Source organism: Pseudomonas sp. GL-B-12, from assembly GCF_019955895.1.
Classification (GTDB): Bacteria; Pseudomonadota; Gammaproteobacteria; order Pseudomonadales; family Pseudomonadaceae; genus Aquipseudomonas.
This window is the reverse complement of sequence record NZ_JAHBCX010000045.1, coordinates 1-23,593: the sequence shown is the minus strand read 5'-3', so window position 1 is coordinate 23,593 and position 23,593 is coordinate 1. Positions and strand designations below refer to the sequence as shown.

Annotated in this window: 25 protein-coding genes; 13 read left to right on the top strand and 12 right to left on the bottom strand. The window is 59.0% G+C overall.

Annotated elements, in window-relative coordinates; all coding sequences use genetic code 11:
• Positions 1 to 13 precede the first annotated feature (13 nt).
• The 6 genes from KGA85_RS23760 to KGA85_RS23735 all read left to right on the top strand — a co-directional run bounded on the left by KGA85_RS23760 (position 14) and on the right by KGA85_RS23735 (position 5,386).
• Positions 14 to 673: a YjbF family lipoprotein gene (locus KGA85_RS23760; RefSeq protein ID WP_317848694.1), complete on the top strand. Its 660-nt coding sequence runs from the start codon at positions 14 to 16 to the stop codon at positions 671 to 673.
• Positions 670 to 1,437, top strand: a complete 768-nt coding sequence (locus KGA85_RS23755) for a capsule biosynthesis GfcC family protein (RefSeq protein ID WP_411741676.1) — start codon at positions 670 to 672, stop codon at positions 1,435 to 1,437. Before KGA85_RS23760 ends, KGA85_RS23755 begins: the two co-directional genes overlap by 4 nt.
• Positions 1,434 to 3,512 carry a YjbH domain-containing protein gene (locus tag KGA85_RS23750; RefSeq protein ID WP_223543412.1) on the top strand — a complete coding sequence of 693 codons (2,079 nt, stop codon included), beginning with the start codon at positions 1,434 to 1,436 and terminating at the stop codon, positions 3,510 to 3,512. The genes KGA85_RS23755 and KGA85_RS23750 overlap by 4 nt, the downstream gene beginning before the upstream one ends.
• Positions 3,509 to 3,898, top strand: coding sequence for a VanZ family protein (locus KGA85_RS23745; protein WP_223534956.1), 390 nt, complete (start codon positions 3,509 to 3,511; stop codon positions 3,896 to 3,898). The genes KGA85_RS23750 and KGA85_RS23745 overlap by 4 nt, the downstream gene beginning before the upstream one ends.
• A gap of 122 nt (positions 3,899 to 4,020) precedes the next feature.
• Positions 4,021 to 4,854 carry a UTP--glucose-1-phosphate uridylyltransferase GalU gene (gene galU / locus KGA85_RS23740; RefSeq protein ID WP_223462655.1) on the top strand — a complete coding sequence of 278 codons (834 nt, stop codon included), beginning with the start codon at positions 4,021 to 4,023 and terminating at the stop codon, positions 4,852 to 4,854.
• 70 nt (positions 4,855 to 4,924) lie between these two features.
• Positions 4,925 to 5,386, top strand: coding sequence for a mannose-1-phosphate guanylyltransferase (locus tag KGA85_RS23735; protein ID WP_223543411.1), 462 nt, complete (start codon positions 4,925 to 4,927; stop codon positions 5,384 to 5,386).
• A gap of 38 nt (positions 5,387 to 5,424) precedes the next feature.
• On the opposite strand, the gene KGA85_RS23730 is transcribed toward KGA85_RS23735, so the two are convergent.
• Positions 5,425 to 6,009, bottom strand: coding sequence for a hypothetical protein (locus KGA85_RS23730; RefSeq protein ID WP_223534960.1), 585 nt, complete (start codon positions 6,007 to 6,009; stop codon positions 5,425 to 5,427).
• A 116-nt stretch (positions 6,010 to 6,125) separates the two neighbouring features.
• The gene (locus KGA85_RS23725) at positions 6,126 to 6,500 is read right to left on the bottom strand and encodes a hypothetical protein (RefSeq protein WP_223533367.1); all 375 of its coding nucleotides are present in this window, start codon (positions 6,498 to 6,500) and stop codon (positions 6,126 to 6,128) included.
• A 469-nt stretch (positions 6,501 to 6,969) separates the two neighbouring features.
• Between KGA85_RS23725 and tal the strand changes: the two genes are divergently transcribed.
• On the top strand, positions 6,970 to 7,896 hold the full coding sequence (gene tal, locus KGA85_RS23720; protein ID WP_150758837.1) for a transaldolase: 927 nt from the start codon (positions 6,970 to 6,972) through the stop codon (positions 7,894 to 7,896).
• Between the two features lie 246 nt (positions 7,897 to 8,142).
• Here the strand turns inward: tal and rssC are convergent, their stop codons facing one another.
• The 3 genes from rssC to KGA85_RS23705 all read right to left on the bottom strand — a co-directional run bounded on the left by rssC (position 8,143) and on the right by KGA85_RS23705 (position 10,884).
• Complete coding sequence (gene rssC / locus KGA85_RS23715) at positions 8,143 to 8,625, bottom strand: anti-sigma factor antagonist RssC (protein ID WP_008003418.1); 483 nt, start codon at positions 8,623 to 8,625, stop codon at positions 8,143 to 8,145.
• Positions 8,625 to 9,806 carry a two-component system response regulator RssB gene (gene rssB, locus KGA85_RS23710; protein WP_056722032.1) on the bottom strand — a complete coding sequence of 394 codons (1,182 nt, stop codon included), beginning with the start codon at positions 9,804 to 9,806 and terminating at the stop codon, positions 8,625 to 8,627. The genes rssC and rssB overlap by 1 nt, the downstream gene beginning before the upstream one ends.
• Before the next feature lie 388 nt (positions 9,807 to 10,194).
• Positions 10,195 to 10,884: a VacJ family lipoprotein gene (locus KGA85_RS23705; RefSeq protein WP_223454447.1), complete on the bottom strand. Its 690-nt coding sequence runs from the start codon at positions 10,882 to 10,884 to the stop codon at positions 10,195 to 10,197.
• A 191-nt stretch (positions 10,885 to 11,075) separates the two neighbouring features.
• Between KGA85_RS23705 and KGA85_RS23700 the strand changes: the two genes are divergently transcribed.
• On the top strand, positions 11,076 to 11,696 hold the full coding sequence (locus KGA85_RS23700; RefSeq protein ID WP_223454449.1) for an HAD family phosphatase: 621 nt from the start codon (positions 11,076 to 11,078) through the stop codon (positions 11,694 to 11,696).
• 122 nt (positions 11,697 to 11,818) lie between these two features.
• The gene (locus KGA85_RS23695) at positions 11,819 to 12,082 is read left to right on the top strand and encodes a DUF4404 family protein (RefSeq protein ID WP_008053327.1); all 264 of its coding nucleotides are present in this window, start codon (positions 11,819 to 11,821) and stop codon (positions 12,080 to 12,082) included.
• A gap of 187 nt (positions 12,083 to 12,269) precedes the next feature.
• On the opposite strand, the gene queF is transcribed toward KGA85_RS23695, so the two are convergent.
• Positions 12,270 to 13,100, bottom strand: a complete 831-nt coding sequence (queF, locus tag KGA85_RS23690; protein ID WP_223534966.1) for an NADPH-dependent 7-cyano-7-deazaguanine reductase QueF — start codon at positions 13,098 to 13,100, stop codon at positions 12,270 to 12,272.
• A gap of 61 nt (positions 13,101 to 13,161) precedes the next feature.
• On the bottom strand, positions 13,162 to 13,698 hold the full coding sequence (locus tag KGA85_RS23685) for a plastocyanin/azurin family copper-binding protein (RefSeq protein WP_223543410.1): 537 nt from the start codon (positions 13,696 to 13,698) through the stop codon (positions 13,162 to 13,164).
• 155 nt (positions 13,699 to 13,853) lie between these two features.
• Between KGA85_RS23685 and KGA85_RS23680 the strand changes: the two genes are divergently transcribed.
• Positions 13,854 to 14,534 (top strand): heavy metal response regulator transcription factor, encoded by a 681-nt coding sequence (locus KGA85_RS23680; protein WP_223454454.1) that lies wholly within the window; start codon positions 13,854 to 13,856, stop codon positions 14,532 to 14,534.
• Positions 14,534 to 15,883: a heavy metal sensor histidine kinase gene (locus KGA85_RS23675; RefSeq protein ID WP_223543409.1), complete on the top strand. Its 1,350-nt coding sequence runs from the start codon at positions 14,534 to 14,536 to the stop codon at positions 15,881 to 15,883. The genes KGA85_RS23680 and KGA85_RS23675 overlap by 1 nt, the downstream gene beginning before the upstream one ends.
• A gap of 123 nt (positions 15,884 to 16,006) precedes the next feature.
• Here KGA85_RS23675 and KGA85_RS23670 read toward each other — a convergent pair whose 3' ends face one another.
• The 3 genes from KGA85_RS23670 to KGA85_RS23660 all read right to left on the bottom strand — a co-directional run bounded on the left by KGA85_RS23670 (position 16,007) and on the right by KGA85_RS23660 (position 19,256).
• Entirely contained in the window at positions 16,007 to 17,251 is a 1,245-nt protein-coding gene (locus KGA85_RS23670; RefSeq protein WP_223543408.1) for a lipoprotein-releasing ABC transporter permease subunit, read from the bottom strand.
• A gap of 63 nt (positions 17,252 to 17,314) precedes the next feature.
• The gene (gene lolD / locus KGA85_RS23665) at positions 17,315 to 17,998 is read right to left on the bottom strand and encodes a lipoprotein-releasing ABC transporter ATP-binding protein LolD (protein ID WP_173677889.1); all 684 of its coding nucleotides are present in this window, start codon (positions 17,996 to 17,998) and stop codon (positions 17,315 to 17,317) included.
• 7 nt (positions 17,999 to 18,005) lie between these two features.
• On the bottom strand, positions 18,006 to 19,256 hold the full coding sequence (locus KGA85_RS23660; protein ID WP_223454460.1) for a lipoprotein-releasing ABC transporter permease subunit: 1,251 nt from the start codon (positions 19,254 to 19,256) through the stop codon (positions 18,006 to 18,008).
• Positions 19,257 to 19,350: 94 nt separating this feature from the next.
• Here KGA85_RS23660 and KGA85_RS23655 point away from each other — a divergent pair, with 94 nt between their 5' ends.
• Complete coding sequence (locus KGA85_RS23655) at positions 19,351 to 19,932, top strand: PilZ domain-containing protein (protein WP_223543407.1); 582 nt, start codon at positions 19,351 to 19,353, stop codon at positions 19,930 to 19,932.
• A 14-nt stretch (positions 19,933 to 19,946) separates the two neighbouring features.
• A complete protein-coding gene (locus KGA85_RS23650; RefSeq protein WP_223533361.1) occupies positions 19,947 to 20,669 on the top strand; it encodes a glycerophosphodiester phosphodiesterase in 723 nt (240 codons plus the stop codon).
• A 42-nt stretch (positions 20,670 to 20,711) separates the two neighbouring features.
• Here KGA85_RS23650 and sthA read toward each other — a convergent pair whose 3' ends face one another.
• Both sthA and KGA85_RS23640 read right to left on the bottom strand, forming a co-directional pair.
• On the bottom strand, positions 20,712 to 22,106 hold the full coding sequence (gene sthA, locus KGA85_RS23645) for a Si-specific NAD(P)(+) transhydrogenase (protein WP_223533360.1): 1,395 nt from the start codon (positions 22,104 to 22,106) through the stop codon (positions 20,712 to 20,714).
• A 207-nt stretch (positions 22,107 to 22,313) separates the two neighbouring features.
• On the bottom strand, positions 22,314 to 23,339 hold the full coding sequence (locus KGA85_RS23640) for an FAD:protein FMN transferase (protein ID WP_223543406.1): 1,026 nt from the start codon (positions 23,337 to 23,339) through the stop codon (positions 22,314 to 22,316).
• Between the last annotated feature and the right edge of the window lie 254 nt (positions 23,340 to 23,593).

Sequence of the window (23,593 nt, the reverse complement as noted above, 5' to 3'; positions counted from 1 at the left end):
GGTTTGAGCCGCTTTGAAAACTTTGCGTAACAGCTCATGCCTGGCGGTGGGATTACTGCTGTGTGGCTGTAATCCGTTGATGCAGGCGTCCCTGGATACCTTTAAAGCCGCCACACTGGGCACCCAGCCGCTGGAAGTGACTGCGGCGCAAGTGGAGGCCGTGCCCTATGCGCAGATCAAGGTCACCACCGACGCCAGCGAAGGTGTATTGGCGAAGCTACGCCAGCAGGGCGACCTGGAGTTCTGGGTCGCCTCCGGCAAACAGGTGTTGTTGATGCGCGACGGTCTGGTCGTGCGCAGCGTCGGCCTGGGCATCAATCTCGATGGCACGCGCTTCGACGGCGAGTCGCCGTTCAAGCTTGGCTTGCAGCGATTGCCCGATGGTTACAGCAGTACCCGCTGGATAGATGTCTATCAGGGGCCGCGGGTCGGAATGGTTGTTAACAGTCGTTTCAGTCGCAAGGCCATCGAAACCGTCACCATCCTGGACAAGGACTATGCGCTGCTGCGTATAGACGAACGCGTCGACATACCCGAGCTGGGATTCAAGGCCACCAACCGTTTTTGGGTCAGGCCTGACGATGGCTTGATCCTGCAGAGCGAACAACACCTTACGCCGGAACTTTTCTTGAAGATTGTGCAATTGCGCCCTGACCGGGAGACGGCTCGGTGAGATATTCGAAAACGCTGTCGGCTTGCCTGTTGCTGGCAAGTTCTGCGATGACTCAGGCCGCTGTCACGGTCACGGGTGATGTAAAAAACGCCGGATCCTTCGCGTTCGTGCCAGGTGCACGCTTGCTTGATGCCGTCAGCCAGGGACGCCCGAACGCCGAAAGTTACTGGCTGGCCGCCGCCTGGCTGCACCAGCCACTGTTGGAGCAGCAAGTCCGCCTTAAAGCCGGTGTGCTGTTCGATCTGAAATTGCTGCAACGTGGGGCCTTGCTTGAAGAAAAAAGCAGCCTTGCGGCCTTGGCTGCGCGCCTGTTTGAAGAGGTCAGCCGACTACCCGTTACCGGCCGGAAAGTCGCGGTGCTCGACCCCGTGGCGCTGGAGGTTGCGTTCGCCCGCAATTACTCGCTCAGTGACGGCGACCGACTGATTTACCCTCTACGCCCGACTACGGTCACTGTCCTGGGCGCAGTTGAACAGCCCTGCACGCTGCCTTATCGCGCCCTGCAGCCAGTCCAGGAATACCTCAACAGCTGTCTGCCGGTGACCGACGCAGATGCCGATTACCTGTGGTTGATTCAGCCCGATGGCCAGGTCAAGCGAGTCGGCAACGCCGCCTGGAACCGCGAAGACGGGGTGTTTGCCGCCGCAGGCAGCACAATTCTGGTGCCCGTGCGCAACGATGATCCGGACCTGCCCACACCCGACTTGAACGAGCAGCTTGCCCAGTTTCTCGCCACCCAACCGCTGCCCGAGGTGGCCCCTTGAAGTTACGTTTCGCCGCCGTAGTGTTGTTGCCCTACAGCTTGGCTCATGCTGAGCCGCGTTTTACCCAGAATGATTTCGGTGGCGTGGGTTTGTTGCAAACCCCCACCGCACGGATGGCACCCGCCGGCGAATTCAGCCTGAACGCCAACCGGACAGACCCATATTCGCGCTATAGCATTTCAATACAGCCCCTTGATTGGCTGGAAGGCAGTTTTCGTTATACCTCTATCAGCAACCGTAAATACGGGCCCGAATCATTCAGTGGCGGCCAGAGCTATAAAGACAAAGCTGTCGATGTCAAAGCCCGCCTCTGGCAAGAAAGCCACTGGTTGCCCGAGGTCGCGCTCGGTTTTCGGGATGTCGGGGGCACCGGCCTGTTTTCCAGCGAATACTTTGTGGCGAACAAACGTTACTACGATCTGGATCTCAGCCTGGGCGTTGCTTGGGGCTACATCGGTAACCGCGGGGATTTCGAGAACCCGCTGGGGTACCTCGATGAGCGCTTTGATACACGCCCGGGAGGCACGACCGCGGGCGACGTCAATACCGGCTCGTATTTTCGAGGCTCGCCCGCGTTGTTTGGCGGTGTGGCCTATCAGACGCCCTGGGCGCCCTTGAGCTTGAAACTCGAGTTCGACGGTAACGACTACAAGCACGAGCCGCAAAACAATAACCAGGAGCAGGACTCGCCCATCAACATCGGGGCGGTCTTCAAGCTAACTGACTCTGTCGATTTGACCGCCGGTTGGGAGCGCGGCAACACCGCGTTGTTCGGCATCACTTTTCATACCAATTTCGCCAGCCGCAAGGCGCCGGCCAAGCGCTACGACCCCGCTGCCGAAGCGCTGCCGGCACACGCGCCAACTACGCCGCTCGATCAGGTCGACTGGGCGGGGGTTTCCAAACGGCTGGAAAACAACGCAGGTTATAAGGTCGAGCGTATTGCTCAGCGCGATTCCGAGCTGATTGTGTATGGCGAGCAGTCGCGCTATTTCTACTCCGCCAAAGGCGTGGGCCGGGCCAGCCGGATTCTGGACAACAGCGCGAATGACGACATCGACTGGTTCACGATGGTGAACAAGCGTTACGACATGCCTGTGGATGAAGTCAGTGTGCCGCGCGACACCTTCCGGGCCGTGGTGAACAACCAACAAGACCTTACAGACCTGCACCGCACCACCGAATTGAACCGGGCCACGCCACACATTGAAAACACGCTGTACTCCCAGGCCCTCGAGCGTTTCACCTATGGTATCGGCTTGGGTTACAAGCAAAACATTGGCGGCCCCGACGGCTTGCTGTACCAACTGACTGCTGATGTGGACGCAGAATACCGCTTTACCCGCAATACGTGGACGAGCGGGGTCATCAGCACCAATCTGCTGAACAACTTTGACAAGTTCACGTACGACGCGCCGAGCAATCTGCCCCGAGTGCGGACCGATTTGCGCAAGTACGTCATCACCTCTGACGTAACAATGCCGACATTTCAGCTCAATCATGCCAAGCAACTGGATCAAGACTTGTTTGGCATGGTGTATGGCGGTTATCTGGAGTCAATGTTCGCCGGGGTCGGCGGTGAATTGCTGTACCGCCCCATGGGCGAGCGCTGGGCCTTGGGTGCTGATTTGAACTATGTACGCCAGCGTGACTTTGACCAGGGTTTTGGTCTGCGCGATTACAAGACCGCGACCGGTCACATCACCACCTATACCGAACTGCCTTTCGAATTGCAGGCGGCGGTCAGTGTCGGACGTTACCTGGCGCGCGATTGGGGTGCCACGTTCGATCTGTCGCATGAGTTCACTAACGGCGTGAAGTTCGGTGGCTGGGTCACCCGCACCACGGCCTCCACAGAAGAGTTCGGCGAGGGTAGCTTCGACAAAGGTATCTATATCTCGGTCCCCTTCGACGAGTTGATGAGCGTTTCCACGATGCGTCGCGCCAACCTGGTCTGGGCTCCGCTGACCCGCGATGGTGGCGCGCGTCTTAACCGCCAATATTCGCTGTACACAATGACCAATGGCCGCGACAAAGATGCGTTCTATAAGAACTTTGAGAAAATCACCGAATGAGTTCGTTATTCCTGGGTGTCACACAACTTTCCCAATGGATACGCACGCTGTTTTTCATCAGCGTTAGTCTGGTTTTGCTGACAGCCGCTTTGCGAGCGCAACCGATTCCCGAAGCCTTTGCCCAGGAAGACAAGCTGCATCACCTGGTTGGTTTTTTCGCGTTGTCTTTTAGTTGCCGGCTGGCCTTCCTGCGGGTCAAGGCGCACTGGATCGCCTTGGGCTGTCTGCTGACGGGGATCCTGATCGAATATGCACAAGCACTGATGCCGCTGCGCACGGCATCACCTTACGACGCCTTGGCCAATGCCGTCGGTGTGTTGATCGGCTTGATTGCGTGGCGTTGGGTGCAGCCCGTCAAACAGTCCGCCGGGTTCCCAGGCACTTAAGACCATGGCTTCGTTCGTGCGCATAGCGAGAGTTGGGGGGCTCTGCCTATTGGCGGGGGCATCTTAGTGCTGTCCGCAGTAAATGACGGTTTCTCTTATACATTGGAATAAAGGACGCTTCTATGATCCGTAAATGTCTGTTCCCTGCTGCCGGCTATGGCACGCGCTTTCTGCCTGCCACAAAGGCCATGCCCAAGGAAATGCTGCCGGTTGTGAATAAACCTCTGATCCAGTACGGCGTAGAGGAAGCGCGGGATGCAGGTCTTCAGCATATGGCGATCGTTACCGGTCGAGGCAAGCGGGCCCTGGAAGACCACTTCGATATCAGCTACGAGCTGGAACATCAGATTCGCGGTACCGAAAAAGAGAAGTTCCTGTTGGGCACTCGGGAGCTGATGGAGACATGCACGTTCTCTTACACCCGCCAGGTAGAAATGAAGGGGCTTGGACACGCCATTCTCTCTGGCCAGCCGTTGATCGGTGACGAACCCTTTGCAGTGGTGTTGGCTGACGACCTGTGTTTGAACCTGGAAGGCGATGGTGTGCTGTCGCAGATGATCGCGCTCTATAAGCAGTTCCGTTGCTCGATCGTGGCCATCCAGGAAGTACCCAACGACCAGACACACAAGTACGGCATCATCGCTGGCGAGCAGATTCGCGAAGGTGTTTACCGGGTCACCAACATGGTTGAAAAGCCTAAACCGGAAGATGCTCCGTCCAATCTGGCCATTATTGGTCGTTACATTCTGACGGCCGATATCTTTGACTTGATTGCTGATACCGAGCCTGGCAAGGGCGGTGAAATCCAGATCACTGATGCGTTGATGAAGCAGGCACAAAGCGGCTGTGTATTGGCATACAAGTTCGAAGGTCACCGCTTTGACTGCGGCGGCGCGGAAGGTTATATCGACGCGACCAATTTCTGTTATGAAAACTTGTATAAGAAAGGCCTGTAAACGGTAATTCTTAGCTCTTGGGCGCCGCGTTTTTTGAGCGGCCATAAACCTTTTGCAAGGCAGACCAACCATGAACGCTTCCAGATCACCGATCGACTCTGTCTATAAATCGCTGGACCCTTTTGCACCGGGCAATATGGTTTTGGGGCAGAAGTTCACCGAGGGCAACAGTGGGTTGATGGCCTGGTTGCGGACATACGAAAGCGCACCCCCCTCGTCTGCCACTCAACCCAGGTTGCTGGTGGAACGCATCGGGCTTTTCCCCTCCTCCGGGGACATTCGATGTGCAGTCGGTAATCCGATTGCCGTACTGGCGCATCTTCGGTCGTTGTATGCCAGTAAAGCGCTGGATGTAGACGAGAGCGATGGCCTAAGCCTGACGTTCGCCGAATGGCGCTTCAAGATCCACCTCTCGCAGACCGAGCCCGAAATCGTGTTGAACGTTGAGAGTCGTGGTGATGTTGCACTGATGCAGTTGAAAACAGCAGAGCTGCTGGCCCGGATTGATGAGAAAAGCAGTATTGAGTCCTAGCCCCGCCCTCTTGTCAGGACTCAAAATCAAGCCAATCTCTATAACCGTGACGGCCCGTTAGAAGTGCGCCAATGAGGCTGCATAAAAGCCTTTTCCGCCCCCGACAGAGTCACCGCCAGCGAGTTCAAGACCCCCTCAGCGGTGTACTTGGGAATGCTCGTACTCAGTAGAATTACCGCCAGACCCAGCGCCAAGGCCGTGCGGGGAATTTTGCGGATTTCCTTTCTCTCCAGCCTGAAAAGAAATACACACGCCGCGGCTGAGCCCACAACTGCCCCGGCAATCGCTTCCGGCAGAGGATGAATCGTCTGGCCGACATACTGGACGCTGAACCACCAGGTCGACAGTAGCCCCGCACCCAGTGCCAGCCATCGAAGCCGATGATCCAGTTGGCGCAACAGCAAACTCAGGACAACGGTCGACACCAGGCAGGCGTTCATCGCGTGGCCGCTGATGACCGCAATATCCAGGCTTTCCAGGCCGATTCCCCAGCCCTTGAACAGCACTTTACTGAGACCGACGACGCAATAGGCTGCGAACAGTACGCCTAGCCATAAGAGGGCGAGTTTTCTGGATGCCATGCACCATAACCAACCGGCGACGACCATGGCCGCTGGAAGCATGACGGTGATTCCGGCGTATTGTGCGATGTACAGTTTTGACACCAATCTACTTACTCACGTCTCATGCAATTTCCCAGTGTAATGAATACTGGGCGTGTGTTCAGTAGGTACAACGTTCATCGATCAACAAAGCACTTCAGACGATTCTCTACGACAGCCACCGAATAACTGGCGATGTGCATTGCCAGTCCGTCCTCTACCAGCGCATCCAGCAAAGCAGCTTGTGCGGCGAAGCGCAGGTCGAGGTTGAGTTTTCGAGAGGCGTGCATCTGATCGATCAGCACATGGGTCACTTGATAAGGGGTGTTGCCCCTCAGACGTCCCAGCCAGACGGGAATTTTTTTTGCGGTTTTGGATGGCCTGATACCCAGCACGCCCGTTGCCTTGTCCGAAGCGGTGTTTTTCGAAACCTCCACGATTTCTTCAAACACGCCGGTCAACTTTTTTAGTGCGTAGCCAAGCATCAGATCATCAAACGCATCCAAAAACATATACCTCTTCACGTTGTGAAGTTATTTCTACAAACACACATTCTCACTATCACATTACACTTTATTCCATATATGTACTGGACGTATTCTAACGATCAAAACCTCTTCCAAATAACATTACACTTGTTAACAGGGAGATAACTTTGTCGGGGTATTAATTGACCTTTTATAACAATTATTGAGCCCGCAACCGAACTATATAGACTTCAACGATATCGGTAATTACACGTAAGGCGCCGCGAGAGTTATCAGGGGACTCGGGAGTCGGATGATCCGATTGCCAGGCGCTAACCGTCAGGTCAGTTGAACCTGTGAGCCCGCCTGGCATCCTATTCCTCTATACGGCGCCCGACCTTTCAAACACCTGTTTTCAGGTTGTTGCCGCAGGGACCATCGATACACGTACACGCCCTTGAGTGGCTGTCAGCGCTCGGGTAATGTCATCAGACCCATAGGACAGAGCACGCCCATGACTTCCAAGCTGGAACAACTTAAGCAAATGACCACCGTGGTTGCCGACACCGGCGACTTCGAAGCTATCGCTCGCGTTAAACCCGTGGACGCCACCACCAACCCTTCCCTGCTGCTCAAGGCCGCGGCCATTCCTGCGTATGCCGGGCTGCTGAACGCCAGCGTCAATGACTGCAAGGGCGATGTGGGCCTGGCCAGCGACCGTTTTGGCGTGGCCGTGGGGCAAGAAATCCTCAAAGTGATCCCGGGCCGTATTTCCACCGAAGTGGATGCGCGCCTGTCGTTCGACACGGATGCCATGTTGAAGCGTGCGCATCGCCTGATCGAGCTGTACGACAAGGCCGGTATTGGCCGCGACCGCGTGCTGATCAAGATCGCGTCCACCTGGGAAGGCATCCGCGCTGCCGAGATCCTGGAAAAGGAAGGCATCCAGACCAACCTGACCCTGCTGTTCTCCTTCGCCCAGGCAGCCGCCTGTGCCGACGCCGGGGTGTTCCTGATTTCGCCGTTCGTGGGCCGTATCTACGACTGGTACAAGAAGGCCAACGGCAACGACTACACCGGCGCGGATGATCCGGGCGTGCAGTCGGTGACGCGCATCTACAACTACTACAAGGCCAATGACTACAAGACCGTGGTCATGGGCGCGAGCTTCCGCAATCTGGGGCAGATCGAACAACTGGCCGGCTGCGACCGCCTGACCATCAGCCCGGACCTGATCGACAAGCTGGCCGCGGATACCGGCAAGCTGGAGCGCAAACTGGCGCCAGGGCATGCCGGTGAAGCGCGCCTGAGCCTCAACGAATCGCAGTTCCGCTGGCAGTCCAACGAAGATGCGATGGCGACCGAGAAACTGGCTGAAGGCATTCGTCAGTTCGCGCGGGATCAGGAGAAGCTCGAGGCGTTGTTGCAGGCCAAGCTGTGATCTGAGTTGGTGTAATGCAAAAAGGGCGAATCCTCACAGGTTCGCCCTTTTTTGTGTCGCTCGATTATGTGCCAGATGATGGTTTAGAGAAAATGATCATTTGTGGCGAGGGGGCTTGCCCCCGTTCGGCTGCGCAGCAGCCGCAAATCTTGCTGATCGGATGCTACTGACACTATGAGGTGAATGGCCTTGGGGCCGCTTCGCAGCCCAACGGGGGCAAGCCCCCTCGCCACAGGTATATCTCAATCAATGGCGTTCGAGCGCATTCACCAGGTCATGGAAGGCTTCACGATTGGTGTCGTTCAGGCCCATGAGTATCTTGTGCGCTTCGAGCACTTTGATCCGCACCACTTCTTCGGACTGATCCTGGTCTGGCAGGTCGTCCAGGCATTCCGGGCACGGCACTGGCTGGTCAACGATGTTGAACACCTGCTCGAAGCCCATGGACTGCAGCAGACGGGTGATGTCTTCGTGGGTGGTGACGACGGTCGGCAACAGGCCGACTTTCTGCCGCGACAGGATCGACAGCTTGGCCAGCAGGCCAAGCGTGGTGCTGTCGATGCTGCGGGTTTCGGTCAGATCGATCACGATCGTGTTGAAATTCAACGCGCTGAAGATCCGCTCAATAGTCGCATCCAACGCCGAACACAGGGTCAGGCGAACTTCACCGACGAACTTCAGGACGAAGGTGCCATCCTGCTCGGCGAACTGGATTCTACCGGTACTCATCAAAGATTCCTGCTCAACACCAACAGGGCGATATCATCCGGCATCTCCCCTAGCGTGGCCAATCCAAAAACCTGCCGCAGCCCATCCAGGGTGCCGCCCGCAGCCTTGACCCGTTGGGGCAACGCCGCCTCTTTTTCTTTGAGTGTGGGTTCTGGCAAAAGGTCCAGAATACCGTCAGACATCAGCGTCAGGCTGAACGTCGGTGGCAGTTCCAGCACGTGGTCTTCGTAGGTGGCTTCGTTGAAGAGGCCCACCGGCAGACCACGCCCTTCCAGATAACGAACACTGTCTGGCGTGTACAACACTGGCAACGGCAGATGACCGCCGATGCTATAGGTCAACAAACCGGTCTCCTCGTCGATGACTCCACCGACCATTGTGACGTGTTTACCCAGCTTACAACTGATCAGGCCCCGGTTGATATGACCAAGCACCTCTGAAGGCTTGAACTCCGGCAATGTGCCGCTGCGCTTGGATTCGAACAGCAAGCGCGTGGTCATGAACTTCAACAGCACGGTGACGAAGGCTGAAGAGGCGCCGTGACCGGAAACGTCCGCCAGGTAAAAGGCGACCCGGCGCTCGTCGACCCGGAAGTAGTCGACGAAATCACCCGACAGGTACAGCGACGGGATGATCTGGTGAGCGAATTTGAACTCGTCGATGGTCCAGGGGCTGACCGGCAGCATGTTCATCTGCACCTGGCGACCGGCGTTCTGGTCCTCCTGGAGCAGGTTCAGGCTGGCTTCGAGCTCGCGGTTGGCCTTCTCCAGCTTCTCGCGGTAGCGCTGGTTCTCCAGCAGCAGGCGCGCACGATCCAGGGCCCGGCGCACGGAGTGCTCGAGCACGGCCAGATCTTCGAGAGGCTTGATCAGGTAGTCCGCTGCGCCCAGGCGCAGGGCTTCGACCGCGTCGTTCATCACGCCCGCACCCGACACCACGATCACCGGCGTTTGCGGCGAACGTTCGGTCACCTGGCGAATGAGTTCGAGTCCGCCCATCTGCGGCATGCGCAGATCGCAGATGACCAAGTCGGGCTTGTCTTGCTCGAATACCTGAAGACCCTGCTGACCATTGCTGGCCTGCAAGACGCTGAAACCACTGTCTTCCAAATAGGCGGCGAGGCTCGCGCGCACTACTTCGTCATCATCGATTATCAGCAGCGTGGCACTGGTTTTTGGCATGTGGGCAAACGGCGCCAGAATTAGGTTGGCGTAGCAGGCGGGGACTTTGGCCCGGCACTGACTACTGGATTCGCTTTCTAGCCTCTCTGTCGCACCGCTTTCGGGCATTTGCCCTACACACATGTACGCCAGAGGTGCCCTTCTAAGGCGCAGACGGTACTCCCATCCGCGGGGCGTTTCAAGCTCACGCCGATGGTCGCTTGCCGTCTTTATTTGTCAAATCACTGAGAGTTATAAGAACAGGCAAATCCGTAACCCAATGGAAGGTTCCAACCCATGAGTCAAACCGCTCGGGACTGCAGCGAAAAGCGCGATTTTATCCGCCTGCAGGTCTTCACAGACAAAAAAGGCGGCCTTGATGGCCGCCTTCTCAATTTACCGCTCGAGGTTAAAAATCGTCTTCAACCTTACCGTCTTTTACCTTGAATTCACGGTTCTGCAAGTACGCATTGCGGATGAAGGTGTACTTGTCGCCGGTGATCAGCTTCTCGCTCGACAGCAGGTTGGCACGGGTATCGACGACGTCCAGCGCGAAGAACGAGTTACGCACCGGAATGTCGTTTACGTAACGATAAGCGCCGGTGTAGCTGTCGACGTACTTGGACGGCGCATCACGCAAGGTGCTTGGCCCCAGGAATGGCAGCATCACGTAAGGGCCGCTGCCGACACCCCAGTAACCCAGCGTCTGACCGAAGTCTTCGTCATTGCGCTGCAGGCCCATTTTGGTGCCGACATCAATGACGCCCAGCAAGCCGAAGGTGGTGTTGAAAATGATTCGAGCGGTATCAACGCCTGCGGCGCGAGGTTTGACCTGCAGGATATCGTTGGCCAGGTTGCGCACATCGCCGATGTTGCGGAAGAAGTTGTGAACGCCGTCTTCGACAAACTGCGGCGTCACGTACCGGTAGCCCTGGGCCAGGGGTTTGAGCGCATAGGTGTCGATTACGTCGTTGAACTTGTAAATCGGGCGGTTGACGCTTTCCCAAGGATCATCTTCCGTGGCTGCCTGGGCAACGAACGGAACCAGCATCGCACTGGCGCATACACAAATCCTGGCTAGATGATTGCTCCAGCGCATAGAAAAAAACTCCTTGGTTTGTACTGGCTCGGGCGCCTGGCCCGGGCAATAAGTTGGCAAGTATAAGACGTAAACGCCGTTTAAGGCACTTTGCACGAAATCCACACATGCCAAATGTGAGCGATTCACATCCATGTCACTCAACTGTCACCGTCGCCCGCTAGCCTTCAGGCTATTTCAGGGACGTCCACATGCCGCTCGCCGAAGCCTTGCCCCAAACCGCACCCCGCCTGACCGCCGTACTGTTCGGCCTCAGTGGCTGCCTGGTGGATTTCGGCGCACACACGCACCGGCATGGTAGCCACTCGGCTGAACATGCCGAGGCCACACCCGGCGCACTGGATAGCCTGCGCAGCTTGCAGCGCCAGCAAATCCCCTGTGCCTGGCTCGATGAACTGCCCCCTGCCCTCAGCCAATCCCTGGCCGCGGCGCTGCCGGAGTGGATCAAACCTTCGCAACATCCAGCAACAAACACCCCATGGCCCGCCCCGAATGCCTGCTGGCAAGCCTTGATGACCCTGAACGTCGAGCGACTCGACGGCTGCGTACTGGTGAGCGGCGAACCCCGTTTGCTGCAAGCGGGGCTCAATGCCGGGTTGTGGACCATCGGCCTGGCGTCCTGCGGCTCGTTGTGCGGGCTGGCGCCCGAGCAATGGCAAGCGTTGACCCCGCAGGAGCGCGACATCAAACGCGGCAAGGCGACGATGCAACTGTTCGGCCTGGGCGTGCATTCGGTGATCGATCACCTCGGTGAACTCGACACCTGCCTGGCCGATATCAGCTTGCGTCGGCTCAAGGGCGAAAAGCCCTGATCGAGATCATGCACGTTGGGCGCGAGTGGATTAATCTAAAGGTCAGCCATAGATCTTTGGCGCGCTGCCTTGGCGTGCCGCCAGGGTCTATGCCAGTGCCTATCGATAGAAGGAAGAACGCCATGCCTGCCCGCGAACTGCAAGAACAGCTCAATGCCCTGCGCGAGCAATTGGAACAGAATCCTCCATTGTCCGAAGCCGAACGCGCCGAGCTACACGAACTGATGCAACAGATCGAGTTGAAGCTTGAGCTCGAAACCAAAACCCAGGATTCCAGCCTCGCCGATGGCGTCAACCTGGCCGTGGAACGCTTCGAACTCGAACACCCTACCCTTGCCGGCACCCTGCGCAACATCGGGCAGGCCTTGGCCAACATGGGGATCTGAACCCTCCTGATGCAAAAAAGCCCTGCTATCGCCAGCAGGGCTTTTTCATTTCTACGACTGGCAATGCAAATCCCCTGTGGGAGCGGGCTTGCTCCGGGCGGCGTTCCGACGAAGGCGGTTTCACATTCAACGATGATGTTGACTGACCCACCGCCTTCGCGAGCAAGCCCGCTCCCACATTAGATCTTCATTGACGGACCAGGCGATGGTTCGGCAGCTGCACCTCTTCAGTGCTGCGATACGGGTTGATATCCAGCCCGCCACGGCGCACATAACGCGCATACACCGTCAGTTTCTCCGGCTTCAGCAACCGCTGCAGGTCGAGGAAGATCCGCTCTACACACTGCTCATGGAAGTCCGAGTGCTGGCGGAAGCTGACGATGTACTCGAGCAGGCTCGCGTGATCCAGCGCCGCGCCACGGTACTCCACCGCCACGCTGCCCCAGTCCGGCTGGCTGGTGACCGGGCAGTTGGACTTGAGCAAATGGCTGTGCACGCTCTCCTCGACAATGCGCGAATCATCGCAACGCAGCAGTTCCGGCCGTGGATGCTCGTAGTTGCTGACGCTGATATCCAGTTCATCGATGCACACACCCGGCAAGGCCACGACGCCTTCGCTCTCGACATCCTTGAGACTGCGAATGCGCACCCCCACCGGCTTGCCGGCAGCCGCCGACAAGTCCTTGGCCAGCGTCGCCTCAAGGCTCGCGGTATCGGTAAACGGCGTCTGGTTCAGGGAGTTGAGGTACAGCTTGAACGACTTCGACTCGATGATGTTCGGCGAATCCGCCGGAATGCTGAATTCGCCGATCGCCACCACCGGCTTGCCCGACGGCAGCAGCCAGGACAGTTCGAAGCAGTTCCAGAAGTCCACGCCTTTATACGGCAGGGTTTGCGCCGTCAGGCCCAGTTCCGCCCACTTCGCGGTGCGCGGGATCGGGAACAGCAAGGACGGCGTGTAGGTGGCGATGTATTCGCTGGACTTGCCCAGCGGCGAGTGTTCGGCTGCGGGATGCATGGCGGAAACCTGACTGAAGAATCAGCGGATTCTATCAGCCTTTGCTCCCGCCTTTGAGTGCTTACTGACTGACAGTCAATTTGCCGACCATGCCGGCCTGATAATGACTGGGGATGTTGCAGGCAAACTCAAGGCTGGTGGCCTTGCTGAAGGTCCAGGTCAGCTCGGCGGTCTTGCCCGGCTCCACCAGCACGCTGTTCGAGTCGTCATGCTTCATGCCGTGGTCCATTTTGCTGTGATCCATGCTGGCCATGTTGCCGTGATCCATGGCCTTCATGCCGGTGGGCGTCAGCATGCCGCTCTGTTGCATCTGCAACATTTCCTGCTGGTGTTTGGCGTGCATCGCCGCATTCCCCAGGTTGAACTCATGCAGCAACTGGCCATTATTGACCAGCACGAAGCGCACGGTTTCTCCGGCCTTGATGTCGATGGCCTGCGGCGTGAAGGACATGTCACCCATCACCACCTCAACGCTGCGGGTCGCCTTGGCCGCCGGGGCCGGCTGACCGAAATCATAGGTATGCCCGCCGTCGGCCCACACCGGCGAACTCAGCGCCAGCAAACACAGGATTTTCGCCACGGTATTGCGTAAAAACATCGTCATACTCCAACAAGATAAGGCTCAGCATGGGCAAAACTCTAAACTGCTGCCACTGCCCGTAACCTGACAGCCAGATTACAACTTTGTCAGGTTGCCCTGTGCGAATGCTGCCCACGGTATAAAGCCTTCGTTCCATTTGCCATGAGTCGCCCATGAAACTGCTGATTGTCGAAGACCAACCGAAAACCGGCCATTACCTGCGCCAGGGCCTAGCCGAGGCCGGGTTCAACACCGAACTGGTGGCCGACGGCAACACCGGCCAGCAATTGGCCCTCAGCGGCGAATATGCCCTGCTGATTCTCGATGTAATGCTGCCGGGTCGTGATGGCTGGCAGATTCTTCAAGCGGTGCGCAGCGCCGGTCTGGACACGCCGGTACTTTTTCTGACCGCGCGTGACGCCGTGGAAGACAGGGTTCACGGCCTCGAACTGGGCGCCGATGACTATCTGGTCAAGCCGTTTGCCTTCTCCGAACTGCTGGCCCGGGTCCGCAGCCTGTTGCGTCGCGGCAGCGCCACGCCCCAGGAAACCAGCCTGCAACTGGCCGATTTACGCCTGGACCTGATCCGGCGCCGGGTCGAACGCAGCGGCCAGCGTATCGACCTGACCGCCAAGGAGTTCGCCCTGCTGGAAATGCTCCTGCGCCGCCAGGGCGAAGTCTTGCCCAAGTCGCTGATTGCGTCCCAGGTCTGGGACATGAATTTCGACAGCGACACCAATGTTATCGAGGTGGCGATCCGTCGCCTGCGCCTGAAGATCGACGATGAATTCCCCAACAAGCTGATTCACACCGTGCGCGGCATGGGTTACGTCCTTGAAGAGCGCCCTGTCTGATGCGCCAGCTGTCCTTGAGCAGCCGCCTGGCACTGCTGTTTGCGGCATGCACAGCGGTGGTGTCGTTGTTCGCCGGGGTGCTGTTCAGCCGTGCCAGTGAGGCGCACTTCGTTGAGCTCGACCAGCAACTGCTGGACGGCAAGCTGATTGGCTTGCGTCGGGCCTTGCACGACCTTCAGTCGAGTGACAGCGAAACGAAGCTGGCGGAGGAATTGAGCCGGCAGGCTGACCTGTCCCTGCGAATCACCGGCAGCGACGGCCAGCGCTGGTATGACAGCTCGACCAACATTCCCCAGGCATTGCCGCGCCAGCCCGGATTGTCGACGGTGAGCCATGAAGGCATGGATTACCGCGTCCTGAATGCGCCGCTTTTCGCGGGCAAACCCGATTCACCGCAACTGACCTTGCTGCTGGACATCACCCACCACCAGCACTTTTTGCAACGCATGCAGCATTTGATCTGGCTGACCGTCGGTCTGTCAGCCCTGGCCACCGCACTGCTGGGCGCCTGGGCGGCACGCAGCGGCTTGCGCCCGTTGCGGCGGATCAGTGCGGTGGCCAGTGGTGTTTCCGCGCAATCGCTGAACTCGCGGTTGCCTGAAGAAAACATGCCGCCGGAACTGGCGGAAATGGCCCACAACTTCAACGCCATGCTCGGACGTCTCGACGACTCGTTTCAGCGCCTGTCGGCGTTCTCCGCCGACATTGCCCATGAACTGCGCACACCATTGTCGAACCTGCTGACCCACACCCAGGTCACCCTCACCCGCCCTCGCCCCATCGAGGACTACCGCGAAGCCCTGCACAGCAACCTCGAAGAGCTGCAATGGATGGCGCAACTGGTCAATGACATGCTCTATCTGGCGAAAGCCGATCACGGCTTGTTAATGCCCAAATGCGAGCCACTGGAACTGGCGGAGGAAGCGGATCTGCTGCTGGAGTTCTTTGCGCCATTGGCGGAAGACGCGCAGGTAAAACTGAGTCGTGACGGCAATGCCCGCATCGAAGGTGACCGCAGCATGTTGCGGCGAGCGCTTTCGAACCTGCTGGACAACGCACTGCGGTTCACGCCGGTCGATGGCGAGGTTCGGGTGCGAATCGTCGATCTACCAAAAGAATTGCGGCTGACCGTTGAAAATACGGGCCAACAGATTTCCGAAGATCTATTGCCGCGCCTTTTTGACCGGTTTTACCGGGCCGATCCTGCTCGTCGTGAAGGCAGTAGCGAACATGCGGGACTGGGACTGGCGATCACCCAGTCGATCATCCGGGCCCATGGCGGGCAGATTCGTTGCGAATCGGAGAAGGGGTGGACGCGGTTTGTGATCGAGTTGCCAAGGGGGGAATGAGGCCGGCAGTTCCGGCCCCTTCGCGAGCAAGCCCGCTCCCACAGTGTTTTGTGGCGTTCACATAATCTGTGTACACGCAGATCCCTGTGGGAGCGGGCTTGCTCGCGAAGGCGGTGTAGCGGCTTACGAATACCGAAGAGCGTCAGCCGGCTCGATCTTCGCCGCCCGCCATGCCGGGTAAACCGTGGCCAGGAAGCTCATGACGAAGCCCGCCGTGCAGATCAGCGCCACATCCCCGCCTTGCAGCTCAGACGGCAGGTTGCTGACGAAATACACGTCGGAACTGAAGATGTGCTGCCCGCTGACCCGCTCGATCCAGCCCACGATCTGGCTGACGTTCAGGGCGGCAATCACCCCCAACACACCGCCAATCAGGGTGCCGACAATCCCGATCACCGTGCCCTGCACCATGAAGATCGCCATGATCTCCCGTGGCGTGGCGCCGATGGTGCGCAGGATCGCGATGTCCGCGCCCTTGTCGTTCACCACCATGATCAGGGTTGCGATGATGTTGAACGCCGCCACCGCGACGATCATCAGCAACAGCAGGCCGATCATGGTTTTTTCCATTTTCATTGCGCTGAACAGGCTGCCCTGGGTGTGGGTCCAGTCGTCAGCCTTGTAGGCGGCGCCCAGCCCCGTGGCGATGTCGCTCGACACTTGCGGCGCGGCATACAGGTCCTTCACCGCCAGGCGCACGCTCTGCACCTGATTCGGCTCCCAGTGCTGCATCTGCGCGGCATCGGCCATGTGGATCAGCGCCATGGTGCCATCCAATTCGGCACCGACCTTGAACACGCCGACCACATTCAGCCGTTGCATGCGCGGGGTGATGCCGCCCGGCGCATTGCTGACTTCCGGCACGATCAGAGTGATCTTGTCGCCGACGTTCAAGCGGAAGCGGCGCGCCGTGATTTCACCGATCACCACGCCGAATTCGCCCGTTTTCAGGGCTTCGAGGCTGCCCTGAACGATGTGCTTGGCGACGATCGACACCTGGCCTTCCAGCGCCGGGTCGACACCGCTGACCTGGATTGGCTGCATCGTGCCCTTGTAGGACAGCATGCCTTCCATCTCGGTGAACGGCACCGCCGCCGTCACTTCCGGGTTTTTCATCGCCGCCGCTGCCACGGGCTTCCAGTCATCAATCGGATTGACGCCGACGATGGTGGCGTGGGGCACCATGCCAAGGATGCGCGAGCTCATTTCGCGCTGGAAGCCGTTCATCACCGACAACACCACGATCATCGCCAGTACGCCGAGGGCGAGGCCGATCATCGAGGTCATCGAGATGAAGGAAACAAAGCGATTGCGGCGCTTGGCGCGGGTATAGCGCATGCCGATAAAGATCGATAACGGTCTGAACATTCGCTGGGGCACCGTATGGAAATAAAAGACCCGACGCCTTTTCAGACATCGGGTTTCAGCCAATCAGATAGGAGTGAGGCAGCCTTCCTGCAAATGCAGGACGCGATCCATCTGGCGGGCCAGGTTCATGTCGTGGGTCACCACCAGGAACGCCGTGCGCATCGAGGTGCTGAGTTCCAGCATCAAGTCCTGGATCCCCTGGGCGGTGTGGGAATCGAGGTTGCCGGTCGGCTCGTCGAGCATCACCAGGCCCGGATTGTTCACCAGGGCGCGGGCGATGGCCACGCGCTGACGCTCACCACCGGACAATTCGGCCGGCTTGTGCTCCAGGCGATGGCCCAGCCCTACCCTCTCCAGCAACGCCGTGGCACGCTGGCGCGCTTCGGGGATCGCGGTCTTGCCGATCAGCAGCGGCATGCAGACGTTTTCCAGGGCGGTGAATTCCGGCAGCAGGTGGTGGAACTGGTACACGAAGCCGAGGGCGCGATTACGCAGCAGGCCGCGTTTTTTCTCGCTCAGCGCCGACAGTTCTTCGCCGTCGAGCCAGACGCTGCCCTTGGTCGGTGTATCGAGGCCACCCAGCAGATTGAGCAAGGTACTTTTGCCCGAGCCCGACTTGCCGACAATCGCCACACGCTCTCCCGGGTGCAACTCCAGTTGCAGGCCGGCCAACACTTCCACCGATTCCGGGCCTTCCTCGTAGGATTTGCCCAGGCTGCGGCAGCTCAAGATTGCTTTATCACTCATGCCCGGCTCACTCATAACGTAGCGCCTCCGCAGGCTGGGTGCGCGCGGCACGCCAAGCTGGATACAGGGTGGCGAGGAAACTCAGGACCAACGCCGCAGAACAGACCATCACCACGTCCTGGCTCTGCACTTGCGACGGCAGGTAATCGATGAAGTACACGTCGGCGTTGAGGAACTTGTGGCCGATCAGGCCTTCGAGGGCCGAGATCGCGGCGCTGACGTTCAGCGCGGCGAAGATGCCGACCACGGCGCCAATGGCCGTGCCGACCACGCCAATCACCGTGCCTTGCACCATGAACGTGCGCATGATCGTGCCCGGCGTGGCGCCCAGTGTACGCAGGATCGCGATGTCGCCCTTCTTGTCGTTCACCACCATCACCAGCGTGGAAATGATGTTGAACGCCGCGACCGCGACAATCAGCAGCAACAACAGGCCGATCATGGCTTTTTCCATGCGGATCGCCTGGTACAGGTTGCCGTGGGTGCGGGTCCAGTCGCGGGCGTAGTAACGGTCTTCACCGAGATCGCGGGCGATGCTCCACGCGGTGCGCGGTGCCTGGAACAGATCGTCGAACTTCAGGCGCAGGCCCTGGACCTGATCCGGTTTCCAGCGGTGCAGCCGGGCCAGATCCTGCAGGTTGGTGACGCCAAGATAGCCATCGAGCTCACCGGCGCCGACATGGAAGATGCCGACCACGGTAAAGCGCTTCATGCGCGGGAACATTCCGGCCGGGGTCACGGTGACTTCGGGCGCCACAAAGGTCAGCTTGTCGCCAATCGCGGCACCGAGCTTGGCCGCGGCCTTGTCGCCGATGACGATGCCGAACTCACCCGGCACCAGGTCGTCGAGTTTTCCCTGGGTCATGAAGTGATCGATGATCGACACCTGGCGTTCTTGTGCCGGGTCGATGGCATTGAGCAGGACTTTCGAGACCTTGCCGTTGTTGGTCAGCAAACCCTGCATTTGCGTAAACGGCGCCACGGCCGTCACCTGCGGGTTCTGCTTGACCTTGGCGGCCAGGCTTTGCCAATCGCTGATCGGCTCGCCGGACTCGATGGTCGCGTGGGGCACCATGCCCAGCACGCGGGTGCGCATCTCATGATCGAAGCCGTTCATCACCGACAGCACCACGATCATCACGACCACGCCAAGGGCGAGCCCGATCATCGATGTCAGGGAAATGAATGACACAAAATGATTGCGACGCTTTGCACGGGTGTAACGCGTGCCGATAAATACGAAGAGAGGTCTGAACATGTCGGGGCTTGTTCGGAGGGAAAAGGAACGTCCTTGTGGCGGGGGTCGATAACCAGCTTTACACTCAGACCACCGCCGCTACCATGGGTTCGCCATGTCGACATTAGATGAAGAAGATCGCCGCGAATACTACCGTATCGAGGATACGATCGCACTGGAAATTCGGCCCCTGTCCGCTCCCGAAGCCGCCGGCCAGGAAGTGTTGCAGGATGCGTCCCCTCTCTTCAACTTGCTCAGCGAACTGCACCTGAGCGAATTCGAGTCGCAACACCTGTTGCGCCAGATCAGCGAACGCGACCGCACGACCGCCGCATTCCTCAAATCCCAGAACAAACGCATCGATTTGCTGAGTCAGGTCGTCGCTCTGACAGTGCTCGGGCAGATCGGCGAACCGCAGCCGGTGATCATCTCCGAAGGCGGCATCGACTTTCAGCATCCAACGCCCATCGCCGCTGGCGCACGCCTGTCGGTCAAGCTGGTGTTGATGCCGCAAGCCCTGGGCCTGCTGCTGCGCGCTCGCGTCACCCATTGCGACCGCAAGGGCGACGGGTATGACGTTGGCACCGAGTTCGAACACCTGACCGACGCCCAGCGCCAACTGCTGGCCCGCCACATCTTGCAAAAGCAGGCCCAGGAACGACGTCTGGCCCGCGACCAACTCGAATCAGGCAATTAATTTAAGGAAGAACCGTGACCCTCATCTACGGCCATCGCGGCGCCAAGGGCGAAGCACCGGAAAACACCCTGACCAGCTTTCAGGAATGTCTCAAGCACGGCGTGCGTCGCTGCGAACTGGACCTGCACCTGTCCATGGACGGCGAGTTGATGGTCATCCACGACCCGACCCTCAAGCGCACCACGGACCGTCGCGGCAAGGTCGTCGAACACACGGCGGTTGAGCTTGTGACTTACGACGCACGCAAGGGTGGCCCGGGCTGGATCAAGCCGTGCCCGATTCCGACGCTGGAAAATCTGTTCGAGAAATGCGACTTCGATCACTGGCAGTTGGAAGTCAAAAGCGCATCGAGGATGCGTGCCGCGACCACCGTGCTGGCGATTCGTGAAATGGTGCAGCGTCACGGGCTGATGGACAAGGTGACCATCACCTCGAGTTCACGCGAAGTATTGAAGGCTGCGCTGGAGTTGGTGCCGGACGTGTCCCGCGGACTGGTGGCCGAGTATGCCTGGCTCGACCCGCTGAAGGTCGCGGCCAGCTATGGCTGTGAGATCCTGGCGCTGAACTGGACCCTGTGCACGCCGGAACGCCTGCAAAGGGCGCAGCGTCAGGGGCTGCATGTGTCGGTGTGGACCGTCAACGAGCCTGCGCTGATGCGCAGACTCGCCGACTTCGGCGTTGACAGCCTGATTACAGACTTTCCCGGTTTGGCCACTGCCACGCTCGAGAATTGCTGAAATCGGTCTCCCCGGCCGGCTCAGGCCACCGGCCGGAGCCCGTCAAAAAAGCCGGTTGAGGCCGTCGTACGCGGCTACCCGATAGGCTTCGGCCATGGTCGGGTAGTTGAACGTGGTGTTGACGAAGTACTTCAACGTGTTCTGTTCGCCCGGCTGGTTCATGATCGCCTGACCGATGTGCACGATCTCCGACGCCTGATAACCGAAGCAGTGAACACCCAGGACTTCCAGGGTTTCACGGTGGAACAGGATCTTCAGCATGCCTTGCGGCTCGCCGGCGATCTGCGCCCGCGCCATGCTCTTGAAGAAGGCCTTGCCCACTTCGTACGGCACCTTGGCCTGGGTCAGCTCCTGCTCGTTCTTGCCGATCGAGCTGATCTCCGGAATGGTGTAGATGCCAGTCGGCACGTCATTCACAAAGCGCCAGCTACCGTTATCAACAATGCTGCCGGCGGCCGAACGGCCCTGGTCGTGGGCGGCACTGGCCAGGCTCGGCCAGCCGATCACGTCACCGGCGCCGTAGATATTCGGCACGCAGGTGCGGTACGCCTCGTCGATTTCGATCTGGCCACGGCTGTTGACCTTCACGCCGATGTTTTCCAGACCCAACTGATCGGTGTTGCCGGTACGACCGTTGCACCAGAGCAAGGCGTCGGCCTTGATCTTCTTGCCGGACTTGAGGTGCAGGATCACGCCGTTGTCCACGCCTTCGACGCGGTCGTAGTCTTCGTTGTGGCGAACCGTGATGTTGTTGTTGCTGAAGTGATAACTCAACGCCTGGGAGATTTCCGAGTCGAGGAAGCTCAGCAGTTGCCCACGGTTGTCCACCAGTTCAACCAGCACACCCAGGCCACTGAAGATCGAGGCGTATTCGCAACCGATCACGCCGGCGCCGTAAACGATGAGTTTGCGCGGGGTGTGGCCGAGGCTGAGGATGGTGTCGCTATCGTAGATACGCGGGTGGTGGAAATCGATGTCGGCCGGGCGATAAGGACGCGAACCGGTGGCGATGATGATGTGCTTGGCCACCAGCTTCTCGACCACGCCGTTGGCGCAGACCACTTCGATGGTTTGCTCGTCGGCGAAGCTGCCGGTGCCGAAGAACACGTCGACGCGGTTACGGGCGTAGTAGCCGGTACGCGAAGCGACTTGTTTGGAGATGACTTTCTCGGCGCTTTTCAACACATCCGGGAAGGAGAACCAGCGTGGCTCACCAATGGCCCGGAACATCGGGTTGGTGTTGAATTGCATGATCTGCCGCACCGAGTGACGCAGTGCCTTGGACGGGATGGTGCCCAAGTGAGTGCAGTTGCCGCCGACCTGGCGACGGCTATCGACCATCGCCACCTTGCGCCCTGCCTTGGCGGCGTTCATTGCCGCGCCTTCCCCCGCCGGGCCGGAACCCAACACCACCACGTCGTAGTTGTAGACAGCCATGCGTACTCCTCAGAACAGGCCGCGGCACCCTCGGCACCTGCGGCTAAATCACGCCAATGCGTGGCATGAAGGAACAATTTGGGGCCAGTGCAGAACCCGGACACAGTCTATAGAAGCGTCAACGCCGCGCACATTAACCCTTGGTCGCGTCGTAGGCTACTTTTGCCTGCGCTACAACGCCAGTTTTCAATGCTCAAATCGCCACAATCACTCGGTTTTTTGGCCACTGAGGCGTTCAAAAGCGTGACTGCTGCGTGTGACGAAACCTGTATCGGCACGAATCACAAAAAATGCGCCGATATCGTGTTTTTCTGCGTAGTCCCAAGCACGCTCCGGGCCGAGAATCAGCAACAGCGTCGATAAGCCATCGGCCATCAACGCTGAAGGATGAATCACCGTCACCGATGCCAGGTTGTGTGAGACCGGCGCACCGGTGCGGGCATCGAAGGTGTGGGAAAAACGCTGGCCGTCCTGCTCGAAGTAATTACGATAGTCGCCGGAGGTGGACAGACCATAGCCGTCGACAACAATGACGCGCTCGGCCACCTGCCGATCATCCCGCGGCTCTTCCAGGGCGATGCGCCATGGCGAGCCGTCGGCCTTCCTGCCGGACGCCTTGAGCTCACCCGTGGCCTCGGCGAGGTAGTCATGGATGCCCATCGCCTCGAGTCTTGCGGCAATCGTGTCCACCGCATAACCGGCGGCGATGCTGTTGAAGTCGACCTCGACGGCGGCGTCCTTGCACAACTGGTCGCCATCGATGCGCAAGTGTTCATGGCCGACGCGCTTGCGGGCTTCGGCGAGCGCGTCGGCGGTCGGGACTTTTCCCCCGCGGGCCTGCGGACCAAATCCCCAGAGATTGAGCAACGGCTCCACCGTCAGATCGTAAGAACCGTCGCTTTGCACCGACAGTTGCTCGCCCACGCGGACCAGTTCGAGGATCGACGCCGGCATTGCCTGACAGCCGTTGGCCGGTAATACATTGAAGCGCTCGATGTCCGAGTCGCTGCGGTAGGTCGACATTTGCCGATCAATGTCAGCGAGAATCTGCTCGACCTGGACACGGACTTCATCCGGCGCCGGAAGGCCGGCATGGCGCACATACTTGGTCGAATAAGCGCTGCCCATGGTCGGGCCGCCAAAGCTTTCCAGAGTGTCGCCGTTGCCGCAGGCGGACAGCATGATGATCAGAGCCCCAAGGCCATGCAGCCGCCATTTGAACAAATCCCGCATCTCCAAGAATCCCTGACACACCGCCAGGGCCAGCCATTATGCGATAGAACTGTGGGAGCGGGCTTGGTCCGGGCGGCGATCCGACGAAGAGGCCGGCGCAGGCAACATATTTCCGACTGACAAACACAATCGGCATAGGGGACGGCCTTCATAGGCCGTACCCCTGCCACACCACCCGGCATGCGGGTCCGCACCGGGCGGTTCGAGAGATTGAGGTTATGAGAGGCGCACCAGTCCCAGCCTGTCAAACCACG